At 70.7% G+C, this 23453-nt stretch carries 25 protein-coding genes; 5 read left to right on the forward strand and 20 right to left on the reverse strand.

The features are described 5' to 3' along the window. Positions 1-39 precede the first annotated feature (39 nt). Positions 40-816, forward strand: a complete 777-nt coding sequence (locus HFP15_RS26620) for an IclR family transcriptional regulator (RefSeq protein WP_168519489.1) — start codon at positions 40-42, stop codon at positions 814-816. Here the strand turns inward: HFP15_RS26620 and HFP15_RS26625 are convergent. The 15 genes from HFP15_RS26625 to ftsY form a co-directional block, all read right to left on the reverse strand. Beyond that, positions 813-1130, reverse strand: coding sequence for a DUF4333 domain-containing protein (locus HFP15_RS26625; RefSeq protein WP_168519490.1), 318 nt, complete (start codon positions 1128-1130; stop codon positions 813-815). The two genes, HFP15_RS26620 and HFP15_RS26625, sit on opposite strands and share 4 nt — an antisense overlap. Positions 1131-1142: 12 nt before the next feature. Continuing rightward, positions 1143-1859, reverse strand: a complete 717-nt coding sequence (locus HFP15_RS26630) for a DUF3137 domain-containing protein (RefSeq protein ID WP_168519491.1) — start codon at positions 1857-1859, stop codon at positions 1143-1145. 67 nt (positions 1860-1926) lie between these two features. Continuing rightward, a complete protein-coding gene (locus tag HFP15_RS26635; protein WP_168519492.1) occupies positions 1927-2373 on the reverse strand; it encodes a YbaB/EbfC family nucleoid-associated protein in 447 nt (148 codons plus the stop codon). Continuing rightward, the gene (locus HFP15_RS26640; protein WP_168519493.1) at positions 2370-2684 is read right to left on the reverse strand and encodes a hypothetical protein; all 315 of its coding nucleotides are present in this window, start codon (positions 2682-2684) and stop codon (positions 2370-2372) included. The genes HFP15_RS26635 and HFP15_RS26640 overlap by 4 nt, the downstream gene beginning before the upstream one ends. After that, the gene (locus HFP15_RS26645; RefSeq protein ID WP_168519494.1) at positions 2681-2977 is read right to left on the reverse strand and encodes a hypothetical protein; all 297 of its coding nucleotides are present in this window, start codon (positions 2975-2977) and stop codon (positions 2681-2683) included. Before HFP15_RS26645 ends, HFP15_RS26640 begins: the two co-directional genes overlap by 4 nt. Before the next feature lie 20 nt (positions 2978-2997). Next, on the reverse strand, positions 2998-4374 hold the full coding sequence (locus HFP15_RS26650) for a putative T7SS-secreted protein (RefSeq protein WP_168519495.1): 1377 nt from the start codon (positions 4372-4374) through the stop codon (positions 2998-3000). Then, entirely contained in the window at positions 4374-4781 is a 408-nt protein-coding gene (locus HFP15_RS26655) for a WXG100 family type VII secretion target (protein WP_168519496.1), read from the reverse strand. Before HFP15_RS26655 ends, HFP15_RS26650 begins: the two co-directional genes overlap by 1 nt. A gap of 107 nt (positions 4782-4888) precedes the next feature. Further along, positions 4889-5194, reverse strand: coding sequence for a DUF4333 domain-containing protein (locus HFP15_RS26660; protein WP_168519497.1), 306 nt, complete (start codon positions 5192-5194; stop codon positions 4889-4891). An 8-nt stretch (positions 5195-5202) separates the two neighbouring features. After that, positions 5203-5922, reverse strand: a complete 720-nt coding sequence (locus tag HFP15_RS26665) for a hypothetical protein (protein ID WP_168519498.1) — start codon at positions 5920-5922, stop codon at positions 5203-5205. Between the two features lie 16 nt (positions 5923-5938). Further along, on the reverse strand, positions 5939-6658 hold the full coding sequence (locus HFP15_RS26670; protein ID WP_168519499.1) for a hypothetical protein: 720 nt from the start codon (positions 6656-6658) through the stop codon (positions 5939-5941). After that, the gene (locus HFP15_RS26675) at positions 6655-7236 is read right to left on the reverse strand and encodes a YbaB/EbfC family nucleoid-associated protein (protein WP_168519500.1); all 582 of its coding nucleotides are present in this window, start codon (positions 7234-7236) and stop codon (positions 6655-6657) included. The genes HFP15_RS26670 and HFP15_RS26675 overlap by 4 nt, the downstream gene beginning before the upstream one ends. Beyond that, positions 7233-7727 carry a DUF1795 domain-containing protein gene (locus HFP15_RS26680; protein ID WP_168519501.1) on the reverse strand — a complete coding sequence of 165 codons (495 nt, stop codon included), beginning with the start codon at positions 7725-7727 and terminating at the stop codon, positions 7233-7235. The genes HFP15_RS26675 and HFP15_RS26680 overlap by 4 nt, the downstream gene beginning before the upstream one ends. 22 nt (positions 7728-7749) lie before the next feature. Beyond that, positions 7750-9150: a putative T7SS-secreted protein gene (locus HFP15_RS26685; protein ID WP_168519502.1), complete on the reverse strand. Its 1401-nt coding sequence runs from the start codon at positions 9148-9150 to the stop codon at positions 7750-7752. After that, positions 9150-9788: a hypothetical protein gene (locus HFP15_RS42255; RefSeq protein WP_210717882.1), complete on the reverse strand. Its 639-nt coding sequence runs from the start codon at positions 9786-9788 to the stop codon at positions 9150-9152. The genes HFP15_RS26685 and HFP15_RS42255 overlap by 1 nt, the downstream gene beginning before the upstream one ends. Before the next feature lie 121 nt (positions 9789-9909). Then, positions 9910-11247: a signal recognition particle-docking protein FtsY gene (gene ftsY, locus HFP15_RS26695; protein ID WP_168519503.1), complete on the reverse strand. Its 1338-nt coding sequence runs from the start codon at positions 11245-11247 to the stop codon at positions 9910-9912. Positions 11248-11388: 141 nt separating this feature from the next. Between ftsY and HFP15_RS26700 the strand changes: the two genes are divergently transcribed. Genes HFP15_RS26700 through HFP15_RS26710 form a run of 3 tightly spaced genes read left to right on the forward strand, consistent with a single transcriptional unit; the run spans position 11389 to position 14712 of the window. Beyond that, positions 11389-12561: an anhydro-N-acetylmuramic acid kinase gene (locus tag HFP15_RS26700; RefSeq protein WP_168519504.1), complete on the forward strand. Its 1173-nt coding sequence runs from the start codon at positions 11389-11391 to the stop codon at positions 12559-12561. 9 nt (positions 12562-12570) lie between these two features. Next, entirely contained in the window at positions 12571-14112 is a 1542-nt protein-coding gene (locus HFP15_RS26705; RefSeq protein WP_168519505.1) for a sodium:solute symporter, read from the forward strand. After that, positions 14113-14712, forward strand: coding sequence for a maleylpyruvate isomerase N-terminal domain-containing protein (locus tag HFP15_RS26710; RefSeq protein ID WP_168519506.1), 600 nt, complete (start codon positions 14113-14115; stop codon positions 14710-14712). Positions 14713-14760: 48 nt separating this feature from the next. Here HFP15_RS26710 and smc read toward each other — a convergent pair whose 3' ends face one another. Continuing rightward, the gene (gene smc / locus HFP15_RS26715; RefSeq protein WP_168519507.1) at positions 14761-18372 is read right to left on the reverse strand and encodes a chromosome segregation protein SMC; all 3612 of its coding nucleotides are present in this window, start codon (positions 18370-18372) and stop codon (positions 14761-14763) included. A 148-nt stretch (positions 18373-18520) separates the two neighbouring features. Continuing rightward, positions 18521-18817: an acylphosphatase gene (locus HFP15_RS26720; protein ID WP_168519508.1), complete on the reverse strand. Its 297-nt coding sequence runs from the start codon at positions 18815-18817 to the stop codon at positions 18521-18523. Positions 18818-18972: 155 nt separating this feature from the next. On the opposite strand from HFP15_RS26720, the gene HFP15_RS26725 reads away from it, so the two are divergent. After that, positions 18973-19647 carry a hypothetical protein gene (locus HFP15_RS26725; protein ID WP_168519509.1) on the forward strand — a complete coding sequence of 225 codons (675 nt, stop codon included), beginning with the start codon at positions 18973-18975 and terminating at the stop codon, positions 19645-19647. Here HFP15_RS26725 and HFP15_RS26730 read toward each other — a convergent pair. Genes HFP15_RS26730 through HFP15_RS26740 form a run of 3 tightly spaced genes read right to left on the reverse strand, consistent with a single transcriptional unit; the run spans position 19644 to position 23453 of the window. After that, positions 19644-20333, reverse strand: a complete 690-nt coding sequence (locus HFP15_RS26730) for a response regulator (protein WP_168519510.1) — start codon at positions 20331-20333, stop codon at positions 19644-19646. The genes HFP15_RS26725 and HFP15_RS26730 overlap by 4 nt on opposite strands. Then, positions 20330-22876 (reverse strand): sensor histidine kinase, encoded by a 2547-nt coding sequence (locus HFP15_RS26735; protein ID WP_168519511.1) that lies wholly within the window; start codon positions 22874-22876, stop codon positions 20330-20332. The genes HFP15_RS26730 and HFP15_RS26735 overlap by 4 nt, the downstream gene beginning before the upstream one ends. A 4-nt stretch (positions 22877-22880) precedes the next feature. Continuing rightward, entirely contained in the window at positions 22881-23453 is a 573-nt protein-coding gene (locus HFP15_RS26740) for a potassium-transporting ATPase subunit C (protein ID WP_168519512.1), read from the reverse strand.

A 23453-nucleotide genomic window follows, 5' to 3' on the forward strand; every position in this document is an offset into this window, starting at 1 on the left:
TAGTTTCTGCATAGCGGAAGCTCAACGCGAGGAGAGCATGTGGCCGAGGAGAAGGGTTCCCGCGACGGGGGCGTTCAGTCGTTGCGGCGGGCGTTCGAGCTGCTCGAACGGCTGGCCGATACGGGTGGCGAGGCGAGCCTGTCCGAGCTGGCGGCCAGTTCGGGGCTGCCCATGCCCACGATCCACCGGCTGATCCGCACCCTGGTCGCGCTCGGATACGTCCGGCAGAACACCAACCGCCGGTACGCGCTCGGCGCCCGTCTCATCCGGCTGGGTGAAAACGCGAGCATGCAGTTCGGCACCTGGGCCCGGCCGCTGCTGGCGGAGCTGGTCGACGAGGTCGGCGAGACGGCCAATCTGGCGGTCCTGGAGCGCGACGAGGTCGTGTACGTCTCGCAGGTGCCCTCGAAACACTCGATGCGGATGTTCACCGAGGTCGGGCGGCGTCTGCTGCCGCACGGCACGGGCGTCGGCAAGGCGATCCTGTCGCAGCTGCCCGCCGAGGATGTGCGGGCGCTGCTGGAACGCACCGGGATGCCGTCCTACACCGAGCACACGGTGACCGATCCGGACGAGATGCTGCGGGCCCTGGCCAAGATCGCGAAACAGGGCTACGCGGTGGACGAGAGCGAGCAGGAACTGGGTGTGCGGTGCGTCGCCGTACCGCTGACCGGCACGCCGGCGCCGGCCGCGGTGTCGGTGTCCGGCCCGGAAGGCCGCCTCACGAAGGAAGCGGTGTCGCGGATCGCCCCGGCGGTGCAGCGCGTGGCCGCCACCCTGTCGGCACACCTGGCGAACGAGGATTTGAGTGCCTAGCTCAAGGGTTTGTCATCGACCATGACGTGATAGTTGGCCTTGCCGTTGTCGATGCTGACGATCTCCGCGGTGAGCCCTGCCCGTGTTGTGCCCGCGGTCAGGGTGCAGCGCACCGTCCGTCCCACCGTCGCGGCCACCGGCCCCGGGCAGGTCACGGTGTCCGGGCGCGTCCCCACCGACTGCTGGAGCGCGTCGGCGATGCCCCGTTCGAACTCGGCCTGACTGATGGTCGGGGCCGGCTTCTCCACCTTCACGGTGCAACCGCCGAGCACCAGCGCGGCACCATACAGCGCGAAGATCGCGTTACGGATCACAGGTTCGCCCTCTCAAGCCCAGACGGTCCGGGGAATACGGTCGAGAATGTCGCAGCGCCGGTCCAGCGCCGGGATCAGCCTGGCGGGGTCGCGGTGATCGCCGACCCGGTCCAGCACCTCGAGGTGGTCGGCGAAGACCGTGATGTCCCGGAACGTCTCCGGATCGTGAATCAGGAACTCGATCAGGGCCGGGCTCAGCATGGCGACGGCGAACCCCGGATCCTCCGACCAGACGTCGAACATCTCGTCGAACTGCGGATGCCCGGTGCGCACCTCGCCCCAGATCGCGTTGTTGATCTTGCTCGCGACGGGCACCGCCCGTTGCACGAGCGTCGTCGGCCGCACTGTCGGCGTGCGCACCCAGACGCAGCACACCTCGCTGAATTCGCCGTTGTAATACGTGTCGAGTGAGGCCGCGAGGAACGGCCGTCCACGGTGGACACCGGTAATGACGTTGGGCGCGGCTGTGGCCTTCGGCGGCCCGGCCAACGGCTTGCGTGGGTCCCGCCCGCCGAACTGGGCCATTTGCCGGGTGTACAGCTCGGCCACGGTGTCGTCCCGCTCCGCGAACGTCCACCCACGCCGCGGCATCTCCTCCCGCAACCGGCCGAGCGCGGCCTGCTCGTCTCGTTTGTAGGACTTGTTGAGCCAGACGCCCATCCAGGTCAGGCCCGCGGCGAGCAGCACGGTTCCACCGGCCGCCATCGCGATGATCACGCCGACACTCACCGGACCGAGCGTGCTCGAGATTCCCGTCCGCCGGGTGGGGTTTGCCCGCCATCACCCGAACGAGAGCTCAGCGCCTGCCGCGGCCGAACACGGTGAAGCCCTCGAAGAACCGGTCCTCCTGCGCGGGCTCCTGACGGACCGGGACCGGCGGCGCCGCAGCCGGTTCCCGCGCCAGCACCCGGTCGAGCACATCGGACTCCCCGAGACCGCGGCGCACCACCTCGGCCTGCATCCGTGCCGCGGCCGCCGTCGCCGCCGCCACCGTCTGCGTCACGGTCTTCGCCAGCACGGCCGGGTCGGCCTGCCCGGCCCGGCCGCCGAACTTGATCTGCCGCACATCGCCGCCGGAATCGGACACCACCGTCACCATGCCGTCGGGCGAGGTGACCGTCGCGGTCACGGTCTTCATCTCCTCGACCGTCTGCTCGTAGGCCTCGGCGCGCCGCCGGTTGTCCGCCGCCGCGCTTTCGATCGCCTCGATGCGCCGCAGCAGGCGCTCGGCTTCGTCGCTCATCGCGCCGCCTCGGGCCGGATCGTCGACAGGAACCGCTGGAACTCGCCGAACACCTCGTCGAACTGGTCCGGCAACGCGGTCAGCACGACGTGCAGGACGGCACGCCGGTGCTCGTCATGGCTGTCGCGCATCGCGATGAACACCTGGAACTGCCCGATCTCCCGCGGCGCGCCGTGCACATCGACCGTCATCCGCACGGCCTGCGTCAGCCCGGGACTCGCCGCGGAACCAACCTCGTTGCGCCGTCCTAAGTGGACGTCGCGCCCGGAGGCCCGCAGCTTGTCGACGGCTTCGTCCGCGAGGCGTGTCAACGGCTCGTCGGCGCCGCGGACCTCGCCGCGGAACCAACCTCGTTGCGCCGTCCTAAGTGGACGTCGCGCCCGGAGGCCCGCAGCTTGTCGACGGCTTCGTCCGCGAGGCGTGTCAACGGCTCGTCGGCGCCGCGGACCTCGCCGCTGATCGTGATGTTGGCCGTGAAGCCCCGGCCGGCGGGCGGGCGCAGCGCCACGAACGCGGCCTGCTCCGCGCCCGCCTCGTCCGGGGACACCGACCGCCAGCCCTCGGGCAACGAGAACTCGATCGGCACGGGGAGGGTCGCTACCACTGCTTACTCCAAACCGGATGTCAGAAGACGGAATCCCAGACCTTCTTGGCGCCACCGGCGACGTCCGAGGCCACGTCGCCGACGTCCTTACCCACGTCGGTGACGGTGTCGACGACCTCACCCGGATCGACACTGACGTCGAACCCGACCTTCCCGCCGACGCCCAGCGCCACGCCCACCGAGCCGCCGACGTGGAACTTGCCGTCGTCGCCCATGCCGACCTGGCCACTGGCCTCGGCGCCCGCACCGGCCCACGCCTCGCCGTGCGCACCCGCACCGACACCGGCGACCTCGGCACCCACATCGCCCTCGGCCCTGGCCCCGGCGAACGCCTCGGCGCTGCCCTCCGCACCGGTCCAGCCGACGCTGCCCTGGGCCTCGGCCTTGGCACCGACCATGGCTTCGGCGCTGCCTTGCACGTTGGCGTGGTCGGTGAGGTTGAGCTGGCCCTCCGCGCTGCCTTTCGCCAGGTACGCCTCCGCGCCGGCCCCGGCGCTCACACCCAGCGCGCTCGCCGACGCGTGCGCCTCCGCGCCCGCGCCCAGCAGCGAGCCCTCGGCCTTGCCCTCGCCGGAGAACGGCCCGTTCTCGAACTTGCCTTCGGCCTTACCGCCGAGCACGTCCACATCGGCCGAGGCTTCCCAGGTCTTCTCCGGGACGTCGATGCCCAGCGCCTTGAGGTACCCGTCGATCTTGTCGCCCAGCAGGCCGTCGGCCGGGTTGCCGAACTCGCGGTTGTAGCTGCGGCCGCCCTTGTTGTTCTGCCAGCCGCCCGGGTCCTCGTCGACCAGTTCGCCGGTGACGGGGTCGCGCACCTTGCGGGTCTGCCGGTTGTCGGCGCCGTACTCCTTCTCGCCCTCCTTGAGCGTGAAGCCACCCTCGCCATCCGGTTCGAGCGCGAGTGCGCCCGCGACCTTGGTGCCGGCCTGCTCCAGCTTGGCGCGCGCCTTGGCCAGCCGGGACTGCGCCGCCTGCGCGCCCTCCGAGCCCGGATCGTCCGCGGGAGCCGCGGCGTCGCCACCGGACCGGGCGGACTGCGCCTGCTGCTGTGCCTGCGCCGCCCGGCTCGCCGCCTGCGCCTGGGTGTACTCCTCGATGGCCGCCTGCGCCTCGCGCTGCGCCCAGGTGAGCGTGTCGCCGTAGTCGGCCAGCCGCTGCGCGCCCTGGCCGATCGTGCCGACCGTGGCCTGCCAGCGCGGCACGTGATCGCCGAAGGACTCGCGGAAGGCCGCGCTGCCCTGTCCCTCCCACTGGGCCGGGTCGACCCCGCCCAGCCCGCTGCCCACGTTGCCGACACCCCGGATCGTGCCGACGAGGGAGCGCAGATCGGCGGCGATGCGCTCCGGATCGCCGGGGATCAGGTCCCTCGGGTTGGTGGTCTGCCCCAGCTCCGCCATCAGTACAGCGCCCCTTCCGGCCCGTCGCCGTCCAGCCGGCTCGCGATGGAGCCGACCGCGCCGCCGAGGCCCTTGGTGACAGCGGGATTGACGAAACCGGACGAGCCCGCGGAATCGACCAGCTCGCCGATACCGCCGACGAGCCGGCCGACGCCCGAATCCTGCTCTTCGTAGGCGGACGCGGCGCCCTTGAGGTCGATGCCGTGGTCGTCGGCCTTGTCGTGCAGGTTCTGGACGGACTTCTTCATGTCGTCGATGAACTGGCCCCAGCCCTGCTGCACGCCGGCGTGGCCGTAATCGCCGCTCGGTCCTTGCCACACGAGGTCGGCGGCCTCTCGGATCACTCCGCCGATCTGGCCCGCTGCCTGCCGCAGCTCATCAGGGACTGTTCCGAACCCGCTCGTCATGTCTGGAATCCCACCTGCCGGTTTCGCTTCTCCGAACCTGCGACTACGACGGCGTGCCGGGCGAGCGGGTTCCCGCGTTTTGGGTCGTTTCGCGAGTTTTCTTCCGATCAGCGCATGGGCTGCTGATCGACCTGGGCCCGGTAGTGCGCGGTGCCGTTCTCGTAGGAGGTGATGGTCGCGCTCAGGCCGTAACGGGTGCTGCCCGCCGTCAGCACGCAGCGCATGGTCTGCCCGGCCTCGGCCTTGATCGGGCCGGGACATTCGACCTTGTCGGGTCGCTGGCCGACGGCCTTCGTGAGCGTGTCGGTGATGCCCTGCTCGAGGGTGTCCTTCGCGACGGTGTCCCCTTTGGACGAACACCCGAACAAGGTGAGGCCGGCGGCGACGACGAGCGGGAAAGCACGCAGCTTCAAGGAAACTCCTAAGCCCAGACAGTGGTCGGAATACGGTCGAGAAGATCGCAACGCAGGTCCAGCGCGGGAATGAGCTGGGCCGGGTCCCGATGGTCGGTGATCTGGTCGAGAGCGTCGAGGTGGTCGGCGAAGAACATGAAACCGCGCAGCCGCCGCTGCTCGGCGACGAGGAATCCGGCCAGTTCCGAGCTCACCACCGCCGCCGCGAACCGCGGATCTTCGGACAGGACCTCGAAACGGTCGTCGAACTCCGGATTGCCGGAGGCGATGTCGCCGCGGCCGATCGCGTTGTTCACCCGGCTCTCCGCCTTGGCGACCTTGCGCACGGTCAGCGAAGGCCGCGCGGCCGGAGCCCGCACCCGGACGCACAGCTCCGGGCCCGCGCTGCCGCGGTGAACGGTGTCGAGCACGGCCGCGACGAAGGGCCTGCCGCGATGGGTGCCGGTGATGACATCACGCGCACCCGAGGCCCTCGGCGGGTCCGCGAAGGGATGCAGCGCATTCGGCAATGCGAACTCGCGGTGCTGGCGGGTGTAGAGATCCGCCACCGAATCGTCGCGTTCGGCGTAGCTCCAGCCGCGCCGCGCGAGCTCGTCCCGGAGCCCGCCGAGTGCGGCCTGCTCGCGCTCCCGGTTCGACCGGTTGAGCCAGACCACGAGCCAGACGATCGCGGCGGCCACGAGCACCGTCCCGCCGACCGCGATCGCGATGACCGCCCCGACACTCATCGACTCGATCCGCTCCCTACGTCCACACCATCGCCGGAATGAGGTCGAGCAGATCGCACCGCAGATCGAGCGCCGGGATCAGCCGGTCCGGATCGCGGTGGTCGCCGACGCGATCGTCCACAGTGAACTGATCGCCGTAGACGGCGAACCCGGTCACCTCGCGGGGAGCGTTCATCACGAAGCTCGCGACCTGCGGGGTGATGACGGCGCGGGCGAACTGCTCGTTCTCGCAGTCGACCTGGAACCGCTCGTCGAAGCCGGGATAGCCGAACACGATGTCGCCGTGCCCGATCGCTGCCCGGACGCGGCTCTGCGTCCCGGCCACGCGTTTGACGGCGAGCCAGGGACGCATCGCGGGAAGCCGGATCCAGACCGCGCCCACCGGGAACACCTGGCCCTTGTGCTGCACGTCGAACACCGCGGCGACGAACGAACGGCCGCGATGCACGCCGGTGATCACCTGGTTCGCGTGCAGTGCCTCGGGCGTGCCGACGAAGGGCTCCAGCGGATTGCCGATCACCGAGAACTGGGGCTGCGCGTTGAACACCTCGACGAGGGAATCGTCGCGTTCGGCGTAGCTCCAGCCGCGTTTCGGCGCCTCCTCCCGCAATCGCGCGAGCGCCTTGCCCTCGGCGGCCTTGTTGGACCGGCCGAGCGCGATCACCAGCCACGTGATCGCGGCGGCCACCAGCAACGTCCCGCCGATGGCGATCGTGAGACCTACCCCGAGGCTCATCGGCCGGGTCCACCTCCGAGCACGTTGAAGCCCTCGAAGTAGTCGTCCTCGTGGGCGGCAGCGCCGCGGGACGCCCCACCAGGCCTCGGCGCCGCGGGCCGTGGCGTGGCCTGCGGCTGCGGCGCGCTCTGCGGCTGGTACTGGTACGGGGCCTGCTCGGGCTCGGGCGGCAGTCCCGGCGGAGGCGGCCCCGGGTCGCCGGGGCGCTGAGCGCCGAAGATCTGCTCGTCGGAGTCGAGCACCTTGTCGAGCAGGTCGCTGTCCCCGAGGCCGTGCCGCACCACTTCCGCCTGCTGCTTCGCCGCCTCGGCGCGGGCCGCGGCGATCGTGTGGGTCACCGACGCCGCCAGCGCGGCGGGCGCCAGATCGCGAACGCGCTCGCCGAAGCTGACCGACTTGACCTCACCGCCGGGCCCGGCGACCACGGTGACCACGCCGTCCGGCGAACTGGCCGTCCCGGTGACCTCCTTGAGCTCGTCCGACATCTGCTGATAGGCCTCGGTGCGTCTGCGGTTGTCGGCGGCCGCCGTGTCGATCGCCTCGATACGGCGGAGCAACTGGTCCGCGTAATGGCTCATGACGTTGCCTCTTCCGGCTTGATGGACGACACGAACTGCTGAAAGTCCCCGACGACGTCCTGGAACTGCTCGGCCAGAGCGCTGAGCACGATCTCCAGCACCGCGTTACGGCTCGGGTCGCGGGTGTCGCGCATGCCGAGGAACACCTGCAGCTGCACCAGATGCTCGGGCTGGTTGTTCAGCAGCAGCGTCATCCGCACCGTCTGGGTGAGCCCGGGATTGGCCTCGGACCCGGACTCCTTGCGCTTGCCGATCTCGGCGTCCGGCGCGCCCCGGCGCAGGCGTTCGACCGCCTCGTCCGCCAGCTTGGCCAGCGGTTCGGCGGCGTCGTGCAGCTTGCCCGCGATCGTGATGTTGGGGGTGAAGCCCTTCACGCCCGGGGGCCGCAGCGCTACGAACGCGGCCTCGCCCGCGTCGACCCGGTCCGGTGGCACCGATCGCCAGCCCTCGGGCAGCGAGAACTGGATCGGCACCGGAATCGTGGCAACCACTTTGTCTCCGTATCCGTTGTCGCTAGAACATGCCGCCGACGAAATCGCCGACCGCGTCGGCGGCGTTCGCTATCCCGTGGCCGACGTCGGAGGCCACATCCGCCACATCGCCGGCGACGTCCTTCACCGTATCCACGACCTCGCCGGGGTCGACGGCGAAGTCGAAGCCGACCTTGCCACCGACGCCGAGCGCCACGCCGACCGAGGCGCCGACGTGGAACTTGCCGTCGTCGCCCATCCCGAACTGACCACTGGCCTCGGCGCCGACACCGGCCCACGCCTCACCGTGCACACCGGCGCTGACACCGGCGACCTCGGCGCTGGCCTGGCCTTCCACCTTCGCACCGGCGAAGGCCTCGGCGCTGCCCTGCACGCCCGTCCAGCCCGCGCTGCCCTCGGCGCTGGCCTGCGCGCCGATCATGCCTTCGGCCGAGCCCGAGACCCCGGCGTGGTCGCCGAGTTTGACCTCGCCCTCGGCGCTGCCCTTGGCCAGATAGGCCTCGGCGTTGGCGGAACCGCTCACGCCCAGCGCGCTGACCGTCGCCTCGGCACTCGCGCCGGCCCCCAGCACCGAACCTTCGAGCTTGCCCTGACCGGAGAAAGGACCGGAGGAGAAGTCGCCCTCGACCTTGCCGTCGAGCCAGGACGTCTCCGCCGACGCCTTGTAGGTCTTCTCGTCGATGTCGAAGCCGAGCGACTTGAGGGTGTCGGCGATCTTGTCGTGCATCATGCCGTCGGACTGGGAACCCCACTCGCCCGAGTAGCTCTTGTTACGCCCGTTGCGCTGCCAGCCGCCCGGGTCGACCCACTCGCCCTTTTCCTTGTCCCACTTGGTCTTCTTGCGGGCGTCGGCGCCGAACTCGTAGCCCTCGCCGATGTCCTTCTTGTAGCCGCCCTCGCCGTCGGACTTCATGCCGAACGCCTCGGCGACCGCACCGCCGGCGGCGGCGAGCTTGTCGCGTGCGTTGGCCAGGACGGTCTGCGCGTCCTGCGCGGCCGCCGCGAAGGGGTCCTGGAACGGCGCGACCGTCTGCCCGGCGGCCGAGGCCTGCGTGGCCTGCGCGTTGTACTGCTCGGCCGCGGCTTGGGAGGCCGCCTGCGCCTGGGTGTAGATCTCGATCGCGCGCTGGGCCTCCGACTGGGCCCAGGTCAGCGCGTCGCCGTAGTCGGCGAGCGACTGGCCGCCCTGGCCGATCAGCTCGACCGTGTTGAGCCATTTCGGCGGCTCCGGGTTGAACGCGTCCCAGAACGCGTTCGCGCCCTGGCCCGTCCAGTCGCCGATGTTGACGCCCTTGAGCCCGTCGCCCGTGGTGCCGATCTTGTCGATGTTGCCGATCAGCTCACGGAGATCGCTGCTGATCTGTTCCGGCTCGCCGGGGATCAGGTCCTTGGGATCGGTCGTCTGCCCGAGTTCCGCGGCCATCAGTACACCGGCCCCTCGTCCCCGGGGTTGAGACGGCTGCCGATGTCGCCCGACTTGGGCAAACCGCTGCCGACGTCGCCGACCTGCGGGAACAGTTCGCGAGAACGCTCGGGGCTCATGATTCCGGAGTGCGCGTCGGCGCCTGCGCCGAGATCCACGCCCGCTTCCTTGAGCGGACCCGTCCACCCGCCGCCGACCATGCCGCCGTCTTCGCCCGAACCAGCGCCGAGATCGATACCGGCGTTCTTGAGCGGACCCGTCCAGCCGCCACCCACCATGCCGCCGTCGTCGCCGGTGCCCACCGCGACGCTGGGCACGATGCCTCCGAGACCGCCGCCGAGATCGCCGATGACGTCGCCGATGTGGGACAGCTCGGTACCGATCTTCTCGTCGGACTCGACATAGGCGAGCGCGGCCTTCGTGAGGTTCTCCCCGTGCTCGCCCGCCGTGGCGTGCAGCTTCTGGACCCTGTCGCGCATGTCCTCGATGAACTGCGCCCAGCCCTGCTGCACGCCGGCGTGCCCGTAGTCGCCACCCGGCCCGCGCCACACCAGATCGGCGACCCCGCTGATCACGTCACCGATCTTGCCCGCGGTCTGCCGTAGATCGTCCGGGACCGCCCCGAACCCGCTCGTCATCGCCGACCCCCAGAAAGTCTGTTTTCGCACGTCTCGTCCGGGACGTGCGAAAACAGACTGCCTGACCGTCAGCGACCGCGTTACCCGATTCCGCGGCGGTCACCCGTTTGGGGGAGCCAACTCAGCCCAGCAGGGCGCTGACGAAGGCCTCCGGCTCGAAGGGAGCGAGATCGTCCGGACCCTCGCCAAGGCCGACCAGCTTGACCGGCACCCCGAGCTCACGCTGCACCTGGAAGACGATGCCGCCCTTCGCGGTGCCGTCCAGTTTGGTCAGCACGATCCCGGTCACGTCCACGACCTCGCGGAACACGCGCGCCTGCGCGAGCCCGTTCTGCCCCGTGGTCGCGTCGAGCACGAGCAGCACCTCGTCGACCTTGGCCTGCTTTTCCACCACGCGCTTGACCTTGCCCAGCTCGTCCATCAGCCCGGACTTGGTGTGCAGGCGGCCCGCGGTGTCGATCAGCACCGCGTCCACGCCGGACTCCATGCCGCGCTTCACGGCGTCGAAGGCGACGGCCGCCGGGTCGCCACCTTCCTTGCCGCGCACGGTCTCCGCGCCCACCCGCTCGGACCACGTCTGCAGCTGGTCGGCGGCGGCGGCGCGGAAGGTGTCGGCCGCGCCGAGCACGACCTTGCTGCCCTGCGCCACCAGCACGCGCGCGAGCTTGCCGGTGGTGGTGGTCTTGCCGGTGCCGTTGACCCCGGCGACGAGCACGACGGCGGGCTGCTTCTGCCCGTCGACGGTGTGCGGCAGCGCCCGCACGGCCCGGTCGGCGTCGGTGGCCAGCGCCTCGGTCAGCACGTCGTGCAGCATCGCCCGCGCCTCTTCGGAGGTGCGGACCCCGCGGCTGGTGATCTCGGTGCGCAGCTTGTCGACGATCTCCGTGGTGGTGGCGGCGCCGAGGTCGGCCACCAGCAGGGTGTCCTCGACGTCCTGCCACGAGTCCTCGTCCAGGTCACCGGCACCGAGCAGGCCGAGCAGGCTCTGGCCGAACACCGAACGCGACTTCGACAGCCGCCCGCGCAGCCGCTCCAGGCGCCCGCCCGCCGGCGCGATCTCCTCGCGCGGCTCCGGTTCGGGCTCGGGTTCGGGAACGAGTTCGGGAGCGGGTTCCGGCTCGGCGGCCGGGGCCTTCGCCTCCTCGGGCAGGCCGACGTCCACGATCGACCGGCGCGGCGCGTCACGCGGGACGGACGCGTCGTCGCCCACGCCGGGCTGGCCGTCGACCTCGGTGCGCTCCCCCGCGGGATGCGGCGGGGCCTGCTCGCCACCAGGTGCGAGCGCGATACCGCCACCCGCCTGGTAGCCGCCGCCTCTCGGCTTGGCCTCTTGCTCCGGCGCTTCCGGGCCGCGCAGGCTGATCCGGCGGCGGCGCGCCACGGTCAGGCCGGTGACCAGCGTGATCGCCAGCAGTACGACGACTACCAGGATGATCCAGAACCAGAGGTTGGTTGACACGTTTTCATCCTCGCATCCGGGCGGGGACCGGCGGGAACGCCCCGGGCTTCGCCGCGTCCAAGCACGCGGAAACGCAAACCTTCGGGAAAAAGCAACCGGATGCCTTGTAATCTCGTGGACGATGGACTAGACCACTCACGCATGGCCTCGCGCGTCCTCGGGCTCATCTCCGGCACCTCGGTCGACGGGATCGACGTGGCGGTCGCCGACCTGCGCCTGGACGACGGTCAGGTCACGCTCGTCCCGATCGGGCACCGGGAGCTCGGTTACCCGCCCGCGCTGCGGGAGGCACTGCTGGCCGCACTGCCGCCGGCGACGAGCAGCGCCGAGCAGCTCGCCAAGCTGGACACCCGCGTCGGGCAGGCCTTCGCCGAGGCCGCGGCCCGGGCGATCGAGGACTTCGGCCCCGCGGATCTCGTCGCCTCGCTGGGACAGACCGCCTTCCACTGGGTCGAAGGCGGTCGCGCGCTCGGCACCCTGCAGCTCGGGCAGCCGGCGTGGATCGCCGAGCGCACCGGGCTGCCCGTGGTCGCGGACCTGCGGGCACGTGACGTCGCGGCGGGTGGGCACGGCGCGCCGCTCGCCAGCACGCTGGACCGGCTGTGGCTGCGCGAGCACGCCGAGAGCACCGGCCGGCCCGCCGTCGCGCTCAACATCGGCGGGATCGCGAACATCACCGTCGTCCGCCCGGGTGGCGACACCATCGCCTACGACACCGGCCCCGGCAACGCACTGCTGGACCTCGCGGCCCGGCGGGCCGGGCAGCGCTGTGATCTCGGCGGTGCGCTCGCCGCGCTGGGCACGATCGACGAGGACGTGCTGGCCACGCTGCTCGACGATCCGTACTACGCGGCGAACCCGCCGAAGTCGACCGGCAAGGAACGGTTCCACGCGCACTACCTCGACGGCATCGACCTCTCCCCCGCCGACCTGCTCGCCACGCTCACCGAGCTGACCGCCCGCACGATCGCGGCCGCCTGCCTCGAACACGGTGCGGGGATCGTGGTCGCCTCCGGTGGCGGTGTCGAAAATCCGGTCCTGACGCGCGCGCTGGCCGCCTGGCTCGGCGAGGTCCGGCTGGCCACCAGCGACGAACTCGGCCTGCCACGCGCGGCGAAAGAGGCCTACCTCGCCGCACTGCTCGGCTGGCTGACCTGGCACGGAATTCCGGCGAACGTGCCCGCCGCGACCGGCGCCCGTGGGGCACGCCTGCTGGGCAGCATCACGCCCGGAGCGGGACCCCTCACCCTGCCCCGATCACGCTCCGCGACCGTCACCCATCTGCGGGTAGCGGCATCCCCACCGGAAGAGTAGGAGAGACAGATGCATCCCGTGGATCTGGCGATCATCGTCGTCTACCTGGCCGCCATGCCCGCGATCGGCGTCCTCGTCGGCCGCAAGCAGCGGTCGGCCACCGACTACTTCATCGGCGAGCGCAGCCTGCCGTGGTGGGCGGTGTGCTTCTCGATCGTCGCGACCGAGACCTCGACGCTCACGGTGATCAGCACTCCCGGCCTCATCTGGGCCGGGCAGGGCAGCTACAACGGGCTGACCTACCTGCAACTGCCCTTCGGCTACATCATCGGCCGGATCCTCGTGTCGTTCGTGCTGCTGCCGCGCTACTTCAAGGGAAAACAGACGACGGCGTACGCGTTCCTCGGCGAACGGTTCGGCTCGACGATGCAGGGGGTTTCCTCGATCGCGTTCATCGTCACGCGGCTGCTGGCCGAGGGCGTGCGGCTGTTCGCGGGCGCCATCCCGATCCAGCTGATCCTGTCCTACTACGGGGTGCACGCCCAGTACTGGCAGATCGTGGTCGTGCTCACCGCACTGACGGTGATCTACGCGCTGGTCGGCGGGATCAAGGCCGTGGTGTGGGTCGACGTCATCCAGCTGTCGATCTACATCGGCGGCGCCGTCGTCGCCATGATCGTGCTGGCCACGAAGCTGCCTTCAGGCTGGACGTCACGGGCGGCGGACACCGGCATCTTCAAGCTGTTCGACTTCGACGTCGACATCCTGCATCTGCTGACCAGCCAGTACGCGTTCGTGACGGCGGTGGTCGGCGGGGCGATCTTCACGATGGCCTCGCACGGCGCGGACCAGCTGATCGTCCAACGGTTCCTGTCCTGCCGCAGCATCGCCGACGGGCGTAAGGCGCTGATCGGCAGCGGTATCGCGGTGACCATCCAGTTCGGGCTGTTCCTGTTCGTCGGCGCGATGCTGTGGGCGCACAACGGGTTCAAGAACGCCCAGCAGCTGGGCGGCAAGAGCGACAACATCTTCACGAAGTTCATCACCAGCGAGTTACCCGCCGGGGTCGCGGGGCTGCTGATCGCCGCGATCCTCGCCTCCACGATGGGCGCGCTCGCCTCGGCGCTCAACGCACTGTCCAACTCGACGGTCGCCGACCTCTACCAGCGGTTCACCAAACGCAAGCCCGAGGACTCCACGCTGCTGCGGCACGGTCGCGTGTGGACACTCGTGTGGGCGGTCGTGTTCGCGGTGTTCGGTTCGCTGTTCTCCAGCACGAACAACCCGGTGATCGAGCAGGGGCTGTCCATCACCGGCTACACCTACGGCGCGATGCTCGGCGCGTTCTTCCTCGGCATGTGGGTCAAGCGGGCGCGGCAGCTCGACGCCATCATCGCGTTCGTGGTGACCGTCGCCGTGATGGCGGTGGTGGTGCTCGCGGTGCGCATCCCGCCCGCGCCGGGTGCGAAGCCCGTCGTGCTCGCGTTCCCCTGGTATACCCTGCTCGGCGTAGGAATCACGCTCGTCGTGGGCGGTGGGCTGTCGCTGCGGCACCGCACGGCGGACCCGAAAGCGGACGCCACGGCACTGAAGGAACCGGAGCCCGTCTAGATGGACGCGAAGGTCTTGCTCACCACCGCCGAGACATGCGCGGAGTTCCTGTCGGCGCATCTCGACGGCGACTGGACCGCCAAGGTTCCGGACCTGGAGATGACGGTCGCCGAGGTCGTCGCGCACGCCTGCGACAGCGTGCACTGGTACGCCTACGACCTGGCCGGCGGTCCCGTGGAGCTGTCCACAATGGATGCGAAGGTGAAGCCGGACTCGGCGCCCGCCGAACTCGTGGTGACGGTCGGCACCACCGCGAAGGTGCTGGCGGCGGTCGTGGCCACCAGCTCCGACGAGGCACGAGGCTTCCACCCGGCGGGCATCGCCGACGCAGCCGGCTTCGCGGCCATGGCGTGCGACGAGCTGCTGGTGCACACCTACGACGCGGCACGCGGCCTGGGCGTCGAGTTCGAGCCGCCCGCCGTGCTCGCCGCGGCGGCGTTGTACCGGCTGTTCCCGTGGGCGCCGACGGACACGCCCGCCTGGCCCACCCTGCTGTGGACGAACGGCCGCGCCCCGCTCGGCGAGTACCGCCGGCTGACGAAGTGGACCTGGCACTGCGCCCCGCTCGAGGAGTGGGACGGCGAGCTGCCGATCAGCTAGGCGATGGCGTCGCCGGGAGGCTTCGTTTGTGTCGCTGCCTTTGGACGGTCAGGCCGGGGTTGGTTCCGGCGTCGCTTCGATCTTCTCGTCGCGCAGGCGTTGCGAGATGACCTTCGTGATGCCGTCGCCCTGCATGCTCACGCCGTACAGCGCGTCGGCGATCTCCATCGTCGGCTTCTGGTGCGTGATGATGATCAGCTGGCTCGAATCGCGCAGCTGCTCCAGCAGGCCGATCAAGCGCCGCATGTTGGTGTCGTCCAGTGCGGCCTCGACCTCGTCCATGACGTAGAACGGCGAAGGCCGGGCACGGAAGATCGCGACCAGCATCCCGACCGCCACCAGCGACTTCTCGCCACCCGACAACAGTGACAGCCGCTTGACCTTCTTGCCCGGCGGCCGCGCCTCGACATCGACGCCGGTGGCCAGCATGTCGTCCGGCTCGGTGAGCACCATCCGGCCTTCGCCACCGGGGAACAGGACCGAGAACACGGTCTCGAACTCGCGCGCGACGTCGTGGTAAGCGCTGGTGAAGACCTCCAGGATCTTCTCGTCGACCTCCTTGATCACTGTCAGCAGGTCCTTGCGCGTCGCCTTGAGGTCTTCCAGCTGCGTGGACAGGAACTTGTAGCGCTCCTCCAGCGCCGCGAACTCCTCCAGCGCCAGCGGGTTGACCTTGCCCAGCATCGACAGGTCCTTCTCCGCGCGCTTGGCCCGGCGCTCCTGCGTGCCCCGGTCGTACGGGATCGGCGGCGGCGGGCTGACCTGCTCGCCCCGCTCACGCGCCTCCTCGTACTCGGCCATCTCCCCCGCGCTCGGCGGAACCGGCACGTCCGGGCCGTATTCGGCGACCAGTTCCTCCAGCCCGATGCCGAAGTCCTCGCCGATCTTCGTCTCCAGCTGCTCCAGCCGCAGCCGCTGCTCGGCCCGCAGCACCTCGTCGCGGTGTACCGCGTCGGTCAGCTTCTCCAACTCGCCGGTCAGCTCCCGCACCCGGCTGCGCACCTGGGCCAGCGCGGTTTCCCGGCCCTGACGCGCGGCCTGCACCTGATCGCGTTCGGCCGCGGCGCGCTGCACGGACAACTCGATGCGCTCCAGCGCCAACTCGCCCGCATCCACGACCGCACTCGCGATCGCGGCGCCCTTCGCCCTGGCGGCGCGAGCCTTCTCGGCGCGCTCACGTGCCTGCTGTTCGGCGTAGGCGGCGCGGCGCAGCGATTCCGCCCGGCCCGCGATGCCCCGCGCGCGCTCTTCCGCGGTACGCAGCGCCAGCCGCGCCTCGACCTCTTCCTGCCGAAGGGTCGCCAGTTCGTCGGCGAGATCGTCCCGCTCGCTCGTGTCCGGATCCTCGTCGACGGGCTGCTCGGCGACCGCGGCCAGACGCTCCTCCAGCTCGGCGAGCTTGGTCAGCGCCTCCTCGCGGCTGGCCTCGACCTTCGCGCGCTGCTGGTGCAGCCGCGTCACCTCGGCCTCGGCCGAACGCGCCGCCTGCTGCAGCCGGTTCAGCCGCTCCGACGAACGTGCCTTGCGGACCTTCGCCTCGCCGAGCGCCTCCTTGGCCTGGTCGACCTCGTCGCGGCGGGCCTGCTGCTCGGCGCGTGCGCCTTCCAGTTCGGCGGCGGTGCGTTCGAGGCCGCGCTCGGCCGCCAGCATCCGGTCGCGCGCCTCGTCGACCGCGGCCTGCACCTCGATGACGCTTTCGCTGCGCGCCGAACCGCCGACGGCCCAGTGCGCACCGAACACGTCGCCTTCGGTGGTGACCGTGCTGACGCTCGGCTGCGTGGCCACCACGCGGCGCGCCGTCTCCAGGGTGTCCACAATGGCCACCCGCTCCAGCGCCCGCTCGACCGCCGGGCGCAGCGCCTCCGGCGCGGTCACCACGTCGCGCGCCCACCGCGCCCCCTCGGGCAGCGACGGCCACGACGAGACGTCCACTGTGTACTCCTGGCCGCCGAGCAGCACGCCCGCGCGGCCGGAGTCGTTGTCCTTCAAGAACTTCAGGGCGGCCAGGGCGTCCTCGCCGCCCTGCACCGCGACCGCGTCGGCGACCGGGCCGAGCGCGGCGGCGAGCGCGACCTCGTATCCGGTCTCGACGGTGAGCAGCGCGGCGACCGAGCCGAGCAGGCCGGGCAGCCGGTCCGCGGCGCCGAGCAGCTCGCCGGCGCCGTCCTTGCGCTTGAGGCCCATCGACAGCGCGTCCATGCGCGCCTTCTCCGACGCGATCTCCTTCTCGGCGGCGCGTTCGGCCTTGACCAGTTCCTCGACGCGGGCCCGTGCGACGTTGTCGGCCTCGACCGCGCGGTCGTGCCGCTCGCGCAGCTCGGCGTCGTCGGACTCCTCGATGCCGCCCTCGGCCTTGGCCTCTTCCAGTTCCTCGGTCGCGACCTCGGCGCGTTCGGCGGCCTCCTCGATCGCGGTGCTCAGCCGGTCGATCTCGTCGGACGTGGCGCCGTTCTTGCTGCGCAGCGCCTCGACCTGGCCGGTGAGCTTGGCAAGACCTTCGCGGCGGTCGGCGACGGCCCGAACCGCCGCCATGTGCGCCTTTTCCGCCGCCTGCACCGCATGTTCGAGCTGCTCGCGCCGCTGCACGGTCTCCGACAGCACCGAGCGCGCCTGCGCGACGGCCTCGTTCAGCTCCTCCTCGCGCTCGGCGACCTGCTCGGCCTCGGCCAGCAGTTCCTCCGGATCGCGGCCGCTGCTCTGCGTCTCGACCTCGGCGGAGAGATGCCGCTGCCGTTCCACGGCCAGCCGCACCGTGCCACGCAGCCGTTCGGCCAGCGCCGACAGCTTGTACCAGGTGTCCTGCGCGGCGGCGAGCTTCGGCGCGTCCTCGCCGAGCAGCGCCTCCAGCTCGGCTTCCTCGGCGGCGACGACCTCGAGCGCCTGCTCGACCTCGGCGCGACGGGCACGGGCGGCGTGCTCGTCGGCCTCTTCCCTGGCGATCGTCGTGCGCTGGGTGACCAGGTCGTCGGCGAGCAGCCGCAGCCGCGAATCCCGCAGCTCGGCCTGCACGGCCTGCGCCTTGCGGGCGATCTCGGCCTGCTTGCCCAGCGGTTTGAGCTGGCGGCGCAGCTCCGCGGTCAGATCGCCGAGGCGGTCGAGGTTGCCCTGCATCGCGGTGAGCTTGCGCAGCGCCTTTTCCTTGCGCTTGCGGTGTTTGAGCACGCCCGCGGCCTCTTCGATGAAGGCGCGGCGTTCCTCGGGCTTGGACTCCAGGATCTGGGAAAGCTGACCCTGCCCGACGATGACGTGCATCTCGCGGCCGATACCGGAGTCCGACAGCAGTTCTTGGATGTCGAGCAGCCGGCACGAGCTGCCGTTGATCTCGTACTCGCTCGCGCCGTCACGGAACATGCGGCGGGTGATCGAGACCTCGGAGTACTCGATGGGCAGCGCGCCGTCGGCGTTGTCGATGGTGAGGGTCACCTCGGCGCGGCCGAGCGGCGCGCGGCCGGACGTGCCGGCGAAGATGACGTCCTCCATCTTGCCGCCACGCAGATCCTTCGCGCCCTGCGTGCCCATCACCCAGCGCAACGCGTCGAGCACGTTCGACTTACCGGACCCGTTCGGGCCGACCACACACGTGATGCCGGGCTCGAACCGCAGCGTGGTAGCCGAGGCGAAGGATTTGAAGCCCTTCAGCGTCAAGCTTTTCAGGTGCACTTCGCGGAGATCCCTCCGACCGCTGGGAACTGCTATGAGAAAAGTACTGCCGGTCGGGTGAGTCTACCGAGGCGCTCGTCCCCGCCCGTGGACGCCGGTCGCCGCTCGGCGTGCCGCGGCCTCCTGCGTCACATTCGCCCCAGGCGTCTCACAGTTCGTCGAAACCGTGAAGGCCGCCTTGCGCCTGCGCCCATCGCTCGACAACACGATCCACACTTCCGGGTGAGGCCGAAGACCGCAGCGCGGACAACAACTGCTCACAGTGATCTTTCGGGCCCTCGGCGACGACCTCGACTCGGCCGTCCGCGAGGTTGCGCGCGCTGCCCACCAGCCCCAGTTCGAGCGCGCGGCACCGGGTCCACCAGCGGAAACCGACACCCTGTACTCGTCCGCTCACCCAGGCGGTCAAGCGCACCGACTCGTTCTGCACTGTCACGACCCCCATGCTGCCTCACCGGTTTGACTGCGGACAGTTAACCCTGGGCGGTGCAGTGCACGCGCACCGTTAACAGACAGTGCTAATGTGCGCGACGGGGTCCACCGCTCGGGCTACACACTCCCGGGCAGCAACCGGCCGAAATTCCTCAGCAAGGAGCCACAATGGCCCATTTGGGGTCACGTTCGGGTAAGCGAACCGAAGTCGCACCGCCGCGCGATCCGTCGTCGCGGTCGAAGCGCGCCGGCTACGTCATGATCGCCGTGAGCGGCGTCGTGCTCGCCACCGCTTTCGGCGGCCTTGCCCAGCTCGCCTCGCCGTCCTCGGAGACCTCCGACATCCGCGCGGGCAATACCAATACGGGTTCCGGTCCGCAGGTCATCACCGGTAACCCCGTGCCCGGCACGATGACGGTCGGCGGCCAGGCGGTCCCGAGCCCCAGCCACGGGACGGCCGTGGTGAGCGTGGGCCCGGACGGCCAGTCGGTCGTCACGATCGTGCCGCCCGCCGGTTCGTCGCAGGCGCCCTACGTCCTGCCGCCCGGCACGCCGATCCCGTCGGATGTCTACGTTCCGCCCGGCACGCAGCTGCCGCCGTCCACGCCGCGCAGCGACACCACCACCCCGCCTCCGAGCACGACCACCAGCACCGGCGGCGGGACGACCAGCCCGACCACACAGCCGACGTCGCCGACCACCGATCCGACGAAGCCGACCACGTCGGCGAGCGGCACGACCAGCCCCTCGGGCAGCCCGAGCACGTCCACGAGCAGCACCTCCGGAACGACGTCCGGCGGCACCAGCAGCGGCTCGGGCAGTACCTCCCCCAGCCAGGGCTAGTTTTCGAAGCGGTAGCCCATTCCCGGTTCCGTCAGCAGATGCCGGGGCCGGGAGGGCTCCTGTTCCAGTTTCCGCCGCAGCTGCGCCAGATACACGCGCAGATAATGCGATTCGGTCTCGTACGCGGGGCCCCAGACCTCGCGCAGCAACTGCTTCTGCGACACCAGCCGCCCCCGGTTGCGCACGAGCAGTTCCAGCACACCCCACTCGGTCTTGGTCAGGTGCACCTCGCGATCGTCGCGCAGCACCTTCTTGGCCGCGAGGTCGATCGTGAAGCTGTCGGTGCGCACCACCGCATCCATCCCGTCCGAAGTGGACACCGCCGAGCGGCGGACGGCGGCGCGCAACCGGGCGAGCAGTTCGTCCATGCCGAAGGGTTTGGTGACGTAGTCGTCGGCGCCCGCGTCCAGGGCCTGCACCTTGTCCGGGGAGTCGCTGCGCGCGGACAGCACGATGATCGGCACCGCAGACCAGCCCCGCAGCCCGGCGATCACCTCGTTGCCGTCCATGTCCGGCAGCCCGAGGTCGAGCACCACCACGTCCGGTTTCGCCTCCGCGACCGCCTTCAGAGCCGCGGTGCCGTCGTGCGCGGTGACGACCTTGTAGCCGCGGGCCGTCAGGTTGATCCGCAGCGCGCGCACGATCTGCGGCTCGTCGTCCACGACAAGGACCGTCGGTGTGCTCACGGAATCCGCTCCTCACTGACCACGATCGGAATCACCTGCGGCGCCTGGTAGGCGGGCAGCGACAGGACGACGGTCAGTCCGCCGCCGGGGGTGTCCTCCGCCCTGATCGTGCCACCCATCGCCTCGGTGAACCCCTTCGCCACGGAAAGTCCCAGCCCGATGCCGGGTGTCGCGTCCCGGTCCCCGAGCCGCTGAAACGGTGCGAACGCCGAGTCGGCCGCGCCTTTGCGCAGCCCCTTGCCGTGGTCGACCACCCGCAGCTCCACGTACTCCGCGTAGTTACTGGCGCGCACCGCGACCGCGCCGGCGCCGTGCCGCAACGCGTTGTCCACCAGGTTCGCCGCCACGCGTTCCAGCAGTCCCGGATCCGCCAGCACCGCGGGCAGCCGCTCGTCGACCTCCACCCGCACCCGATCGGAACCGTCCACACTGGACAACGCGTGCCACACCACCTCGTCGTAGCCGACCGGCCGCAGCTGGGGGCGCACGGCGCCGGTGGCCAGCCGCGAAGAGTCGAGCAGGTTGTCCACCAGCCCGGCGAGCCGGTCGGTCGATTCCTCCGCGGTGGCAAGGAGTTCGCCGGTGTCCTCCGGGGAGAGGTCGATGTCGTGCGCACGCAGGCTGCCGATCGCCGCCTTGATCGACGTCAGGGGGGTGCGCAGATCGTGGCCGAGCGCGGACAGCAGCGCGGTGCGCAGCTCGGTCGCCTCCGCCTTGCGCTCCGCCCGCGCGGCCGCGGCCGCCATGCGCTGCTGTCGCAACGCCAGCAGCGCCTGCCCCGCCGCGCCTTCGAGCACCTGCCGGTCCGCGGCGGGCAGCGCGCGACCACGCAGGGTCAGGTGCACGTCGGCGGTCACCGGAATGTCCACATCGGCCTCGTCGGGCTCGGCACACGGGTTCGGACCGCATTCCTCGACCCGTTCCCAAGTGCCGTCCCGCTTTTCCAGCAGTGTCACCGATTCCAGCCCGAAGTTCTCCCGCACCTTCGCCAGCAGCCTCGGCAGCGGCTCGGTGTTGGTGAGCACCGTGCGCGCGTACGACGCGAGCAGCGACGCCTCGGTGCGTGCCTGCGCGGCCTGCGTCGCCCGGCGGGCGGCGGCGTCCACGACGAGCGCCACCAGCACCGCCACGATGATCATCGCCACCAGCGTGACGATGTTGTGCGGCGAATGGACGGCCAGTGTGTAGAAGGGCTCGGTGAAGAAGTAGTTGAGCAGCCCGGCCGAGAGCACCGAGGCCAGCAACGCGGGGCCCAGCCCGCCCACGAACGCCACCAGCACCGTGACCAGGAAATAGTCGACGACGTCGGTGGAGAAGTCGAGTTGCCCGCGCAGGACGGCGCCGAGCACCGTGGCCAGCGCGGGCAGCACCACGGCCAGCACCCAGCCCGCGGCCTTGCGGTTGAAACCCAGCGGGCTGCGGCCGAACAGGGTGCGCAGCCGCCCGCCCGCCGCCTCGTGCGTGACCATGTGCACGTCGATCGCCCCGGACCGCTGCACGACCGTCGCGCCGATCCCCTCGTCGAACAGGCGCGCCAGCCGCGACCGCCGCGACGTGCCGAGCACCAGCTGCGTGGCGTTGACGCCGCGGGCGAAATCCAGCAGCGCGTCGGGCACGTCGTCGCCGACGACGGTGTGGAAGGTGGCGCCGAGATCCTCGGCGAGTTTGCGGCCCTTGGTCAATTCGGCGGGCCCGAGCCCGGTCAGGCCGTCGCCGCGCAGAATGTGCAGCACCATCAGTTCCCCGCCGGCCCGTGCGGCGATGCGGCTGGCCCGGCGGATGAGCGTCTCGCTCTCCGGGCCGCCGGTGATCGCGACGACGATCCGTTCCCGCGCCTCCCACGTGTCGGTGATCCGCTGCTGCGCGCGGTACCGCTGCAACGCGACGTCCACCTGGTCGGCCACCCACAGCAGAGCCAGCTCGCGCAGCGCCGTGAGGTTGCCGGGACGGAAGTAGTTGGCCAGCGCTGCGTCGATCCGTTCCGCCGGGTAGACGTTGCCGTGCGCGAGCCGCCGCCGCAGCGCTTCGGGTGTGATGTCGACCAGTTCGACCTGTTCGGCACGGCGCACCATCTCGTCGGGCACCGTCTCCTGCTGTATCACCCCGGTGATCTTCTCGACCACGTCGCCGAGGCTCTGCAGGTGCTGCACGTTGACCGTGGACAGCACGTCGATCCCGGCCGCGAGCAGCTCCCGCACGTCCTGCCAGCGCTTCTCGTTGCGCGAGCCGGGAATGTTGGTGTGCGCGAGCTCGTCCACGACGGCGACCTCGGGTCTGCGCGCGAGCACGGCGTCGACGTCCATCTCGCCGAACTCGCGGCCGCGGTGGAAGCCCTGCCGGCGTGGCACGGCTTCCAGGCCCTCGAGCAGATCGGCGGTCTTCGTGCGGCCGTGCGTCTCGACCAGCCCGATCACCACGTCGGTACCGCGTTCCTTGCGGCGCCACGCCTCGCCCAGCATCGCGTACGTCTTGCCGACGCCGGGCGCCGCGCCGAGGTAGATGCGCAGCTCACCCCGGCGCGGCTTGTCCTGCTCTTCGTCCACGGATTCAGTGTGCCTCCGCTTGGGCGACCGCGAGATTCAGCTCCGGCACGTTCACCCCGGGGATACCGATCCCGTCGCCGCTGGTGTACTTCGCGACCAGCGCGCGGACGGCTGCCCCGGGCAGGCCGGTGTTCCGGGCGACCCGCGCGATCTGGAGGTCGGCGTAGGCGATGCTGATGTCCGGATCCAACCCGGACGCCGAAGCCGTGACGGCGTCGGCGGGCACCGCGTCCGGCGAGACGCCCTCCCGCTGTGCGATGGCGGCCTTGCGTTCTGCGACGCTCGCCACCAGGTCCGGATTGAAGCCGCCCTTGTTGGAGCCACCCGAGGCCGGCAGGCTCGCCGCGGTCGGGCGCGTGTGGAAGTACGGATCACGCGCGGGATCGGCGGGCACCGGGTCGATGCCGATCAGCGAGGAGCCCACGGCCTGCCCGTTCGCGGTCAGCACCGAGCCCTCGGCGTGCGACTGCAGGCCGGGAATCCGGGACACCGCCCAGATGCCGAGGGGGTAGAGGACGCCGAGCAGCACGGTGAACACGAGCAGCACCCGCAACCCGGCCATGGTTTGTTTGAGCAT

The organism is Amycolatopsis acididurans, assembly GCF_012328925.1.
Taxonomy (GTDB): domain Bacteria; phylum Actinomycetota; class Actinomycetes; order Mycobacteriales; family Pseudonocardiaceae; genus Amycolatopsis_E; species Amycolatopsis_E acididurans.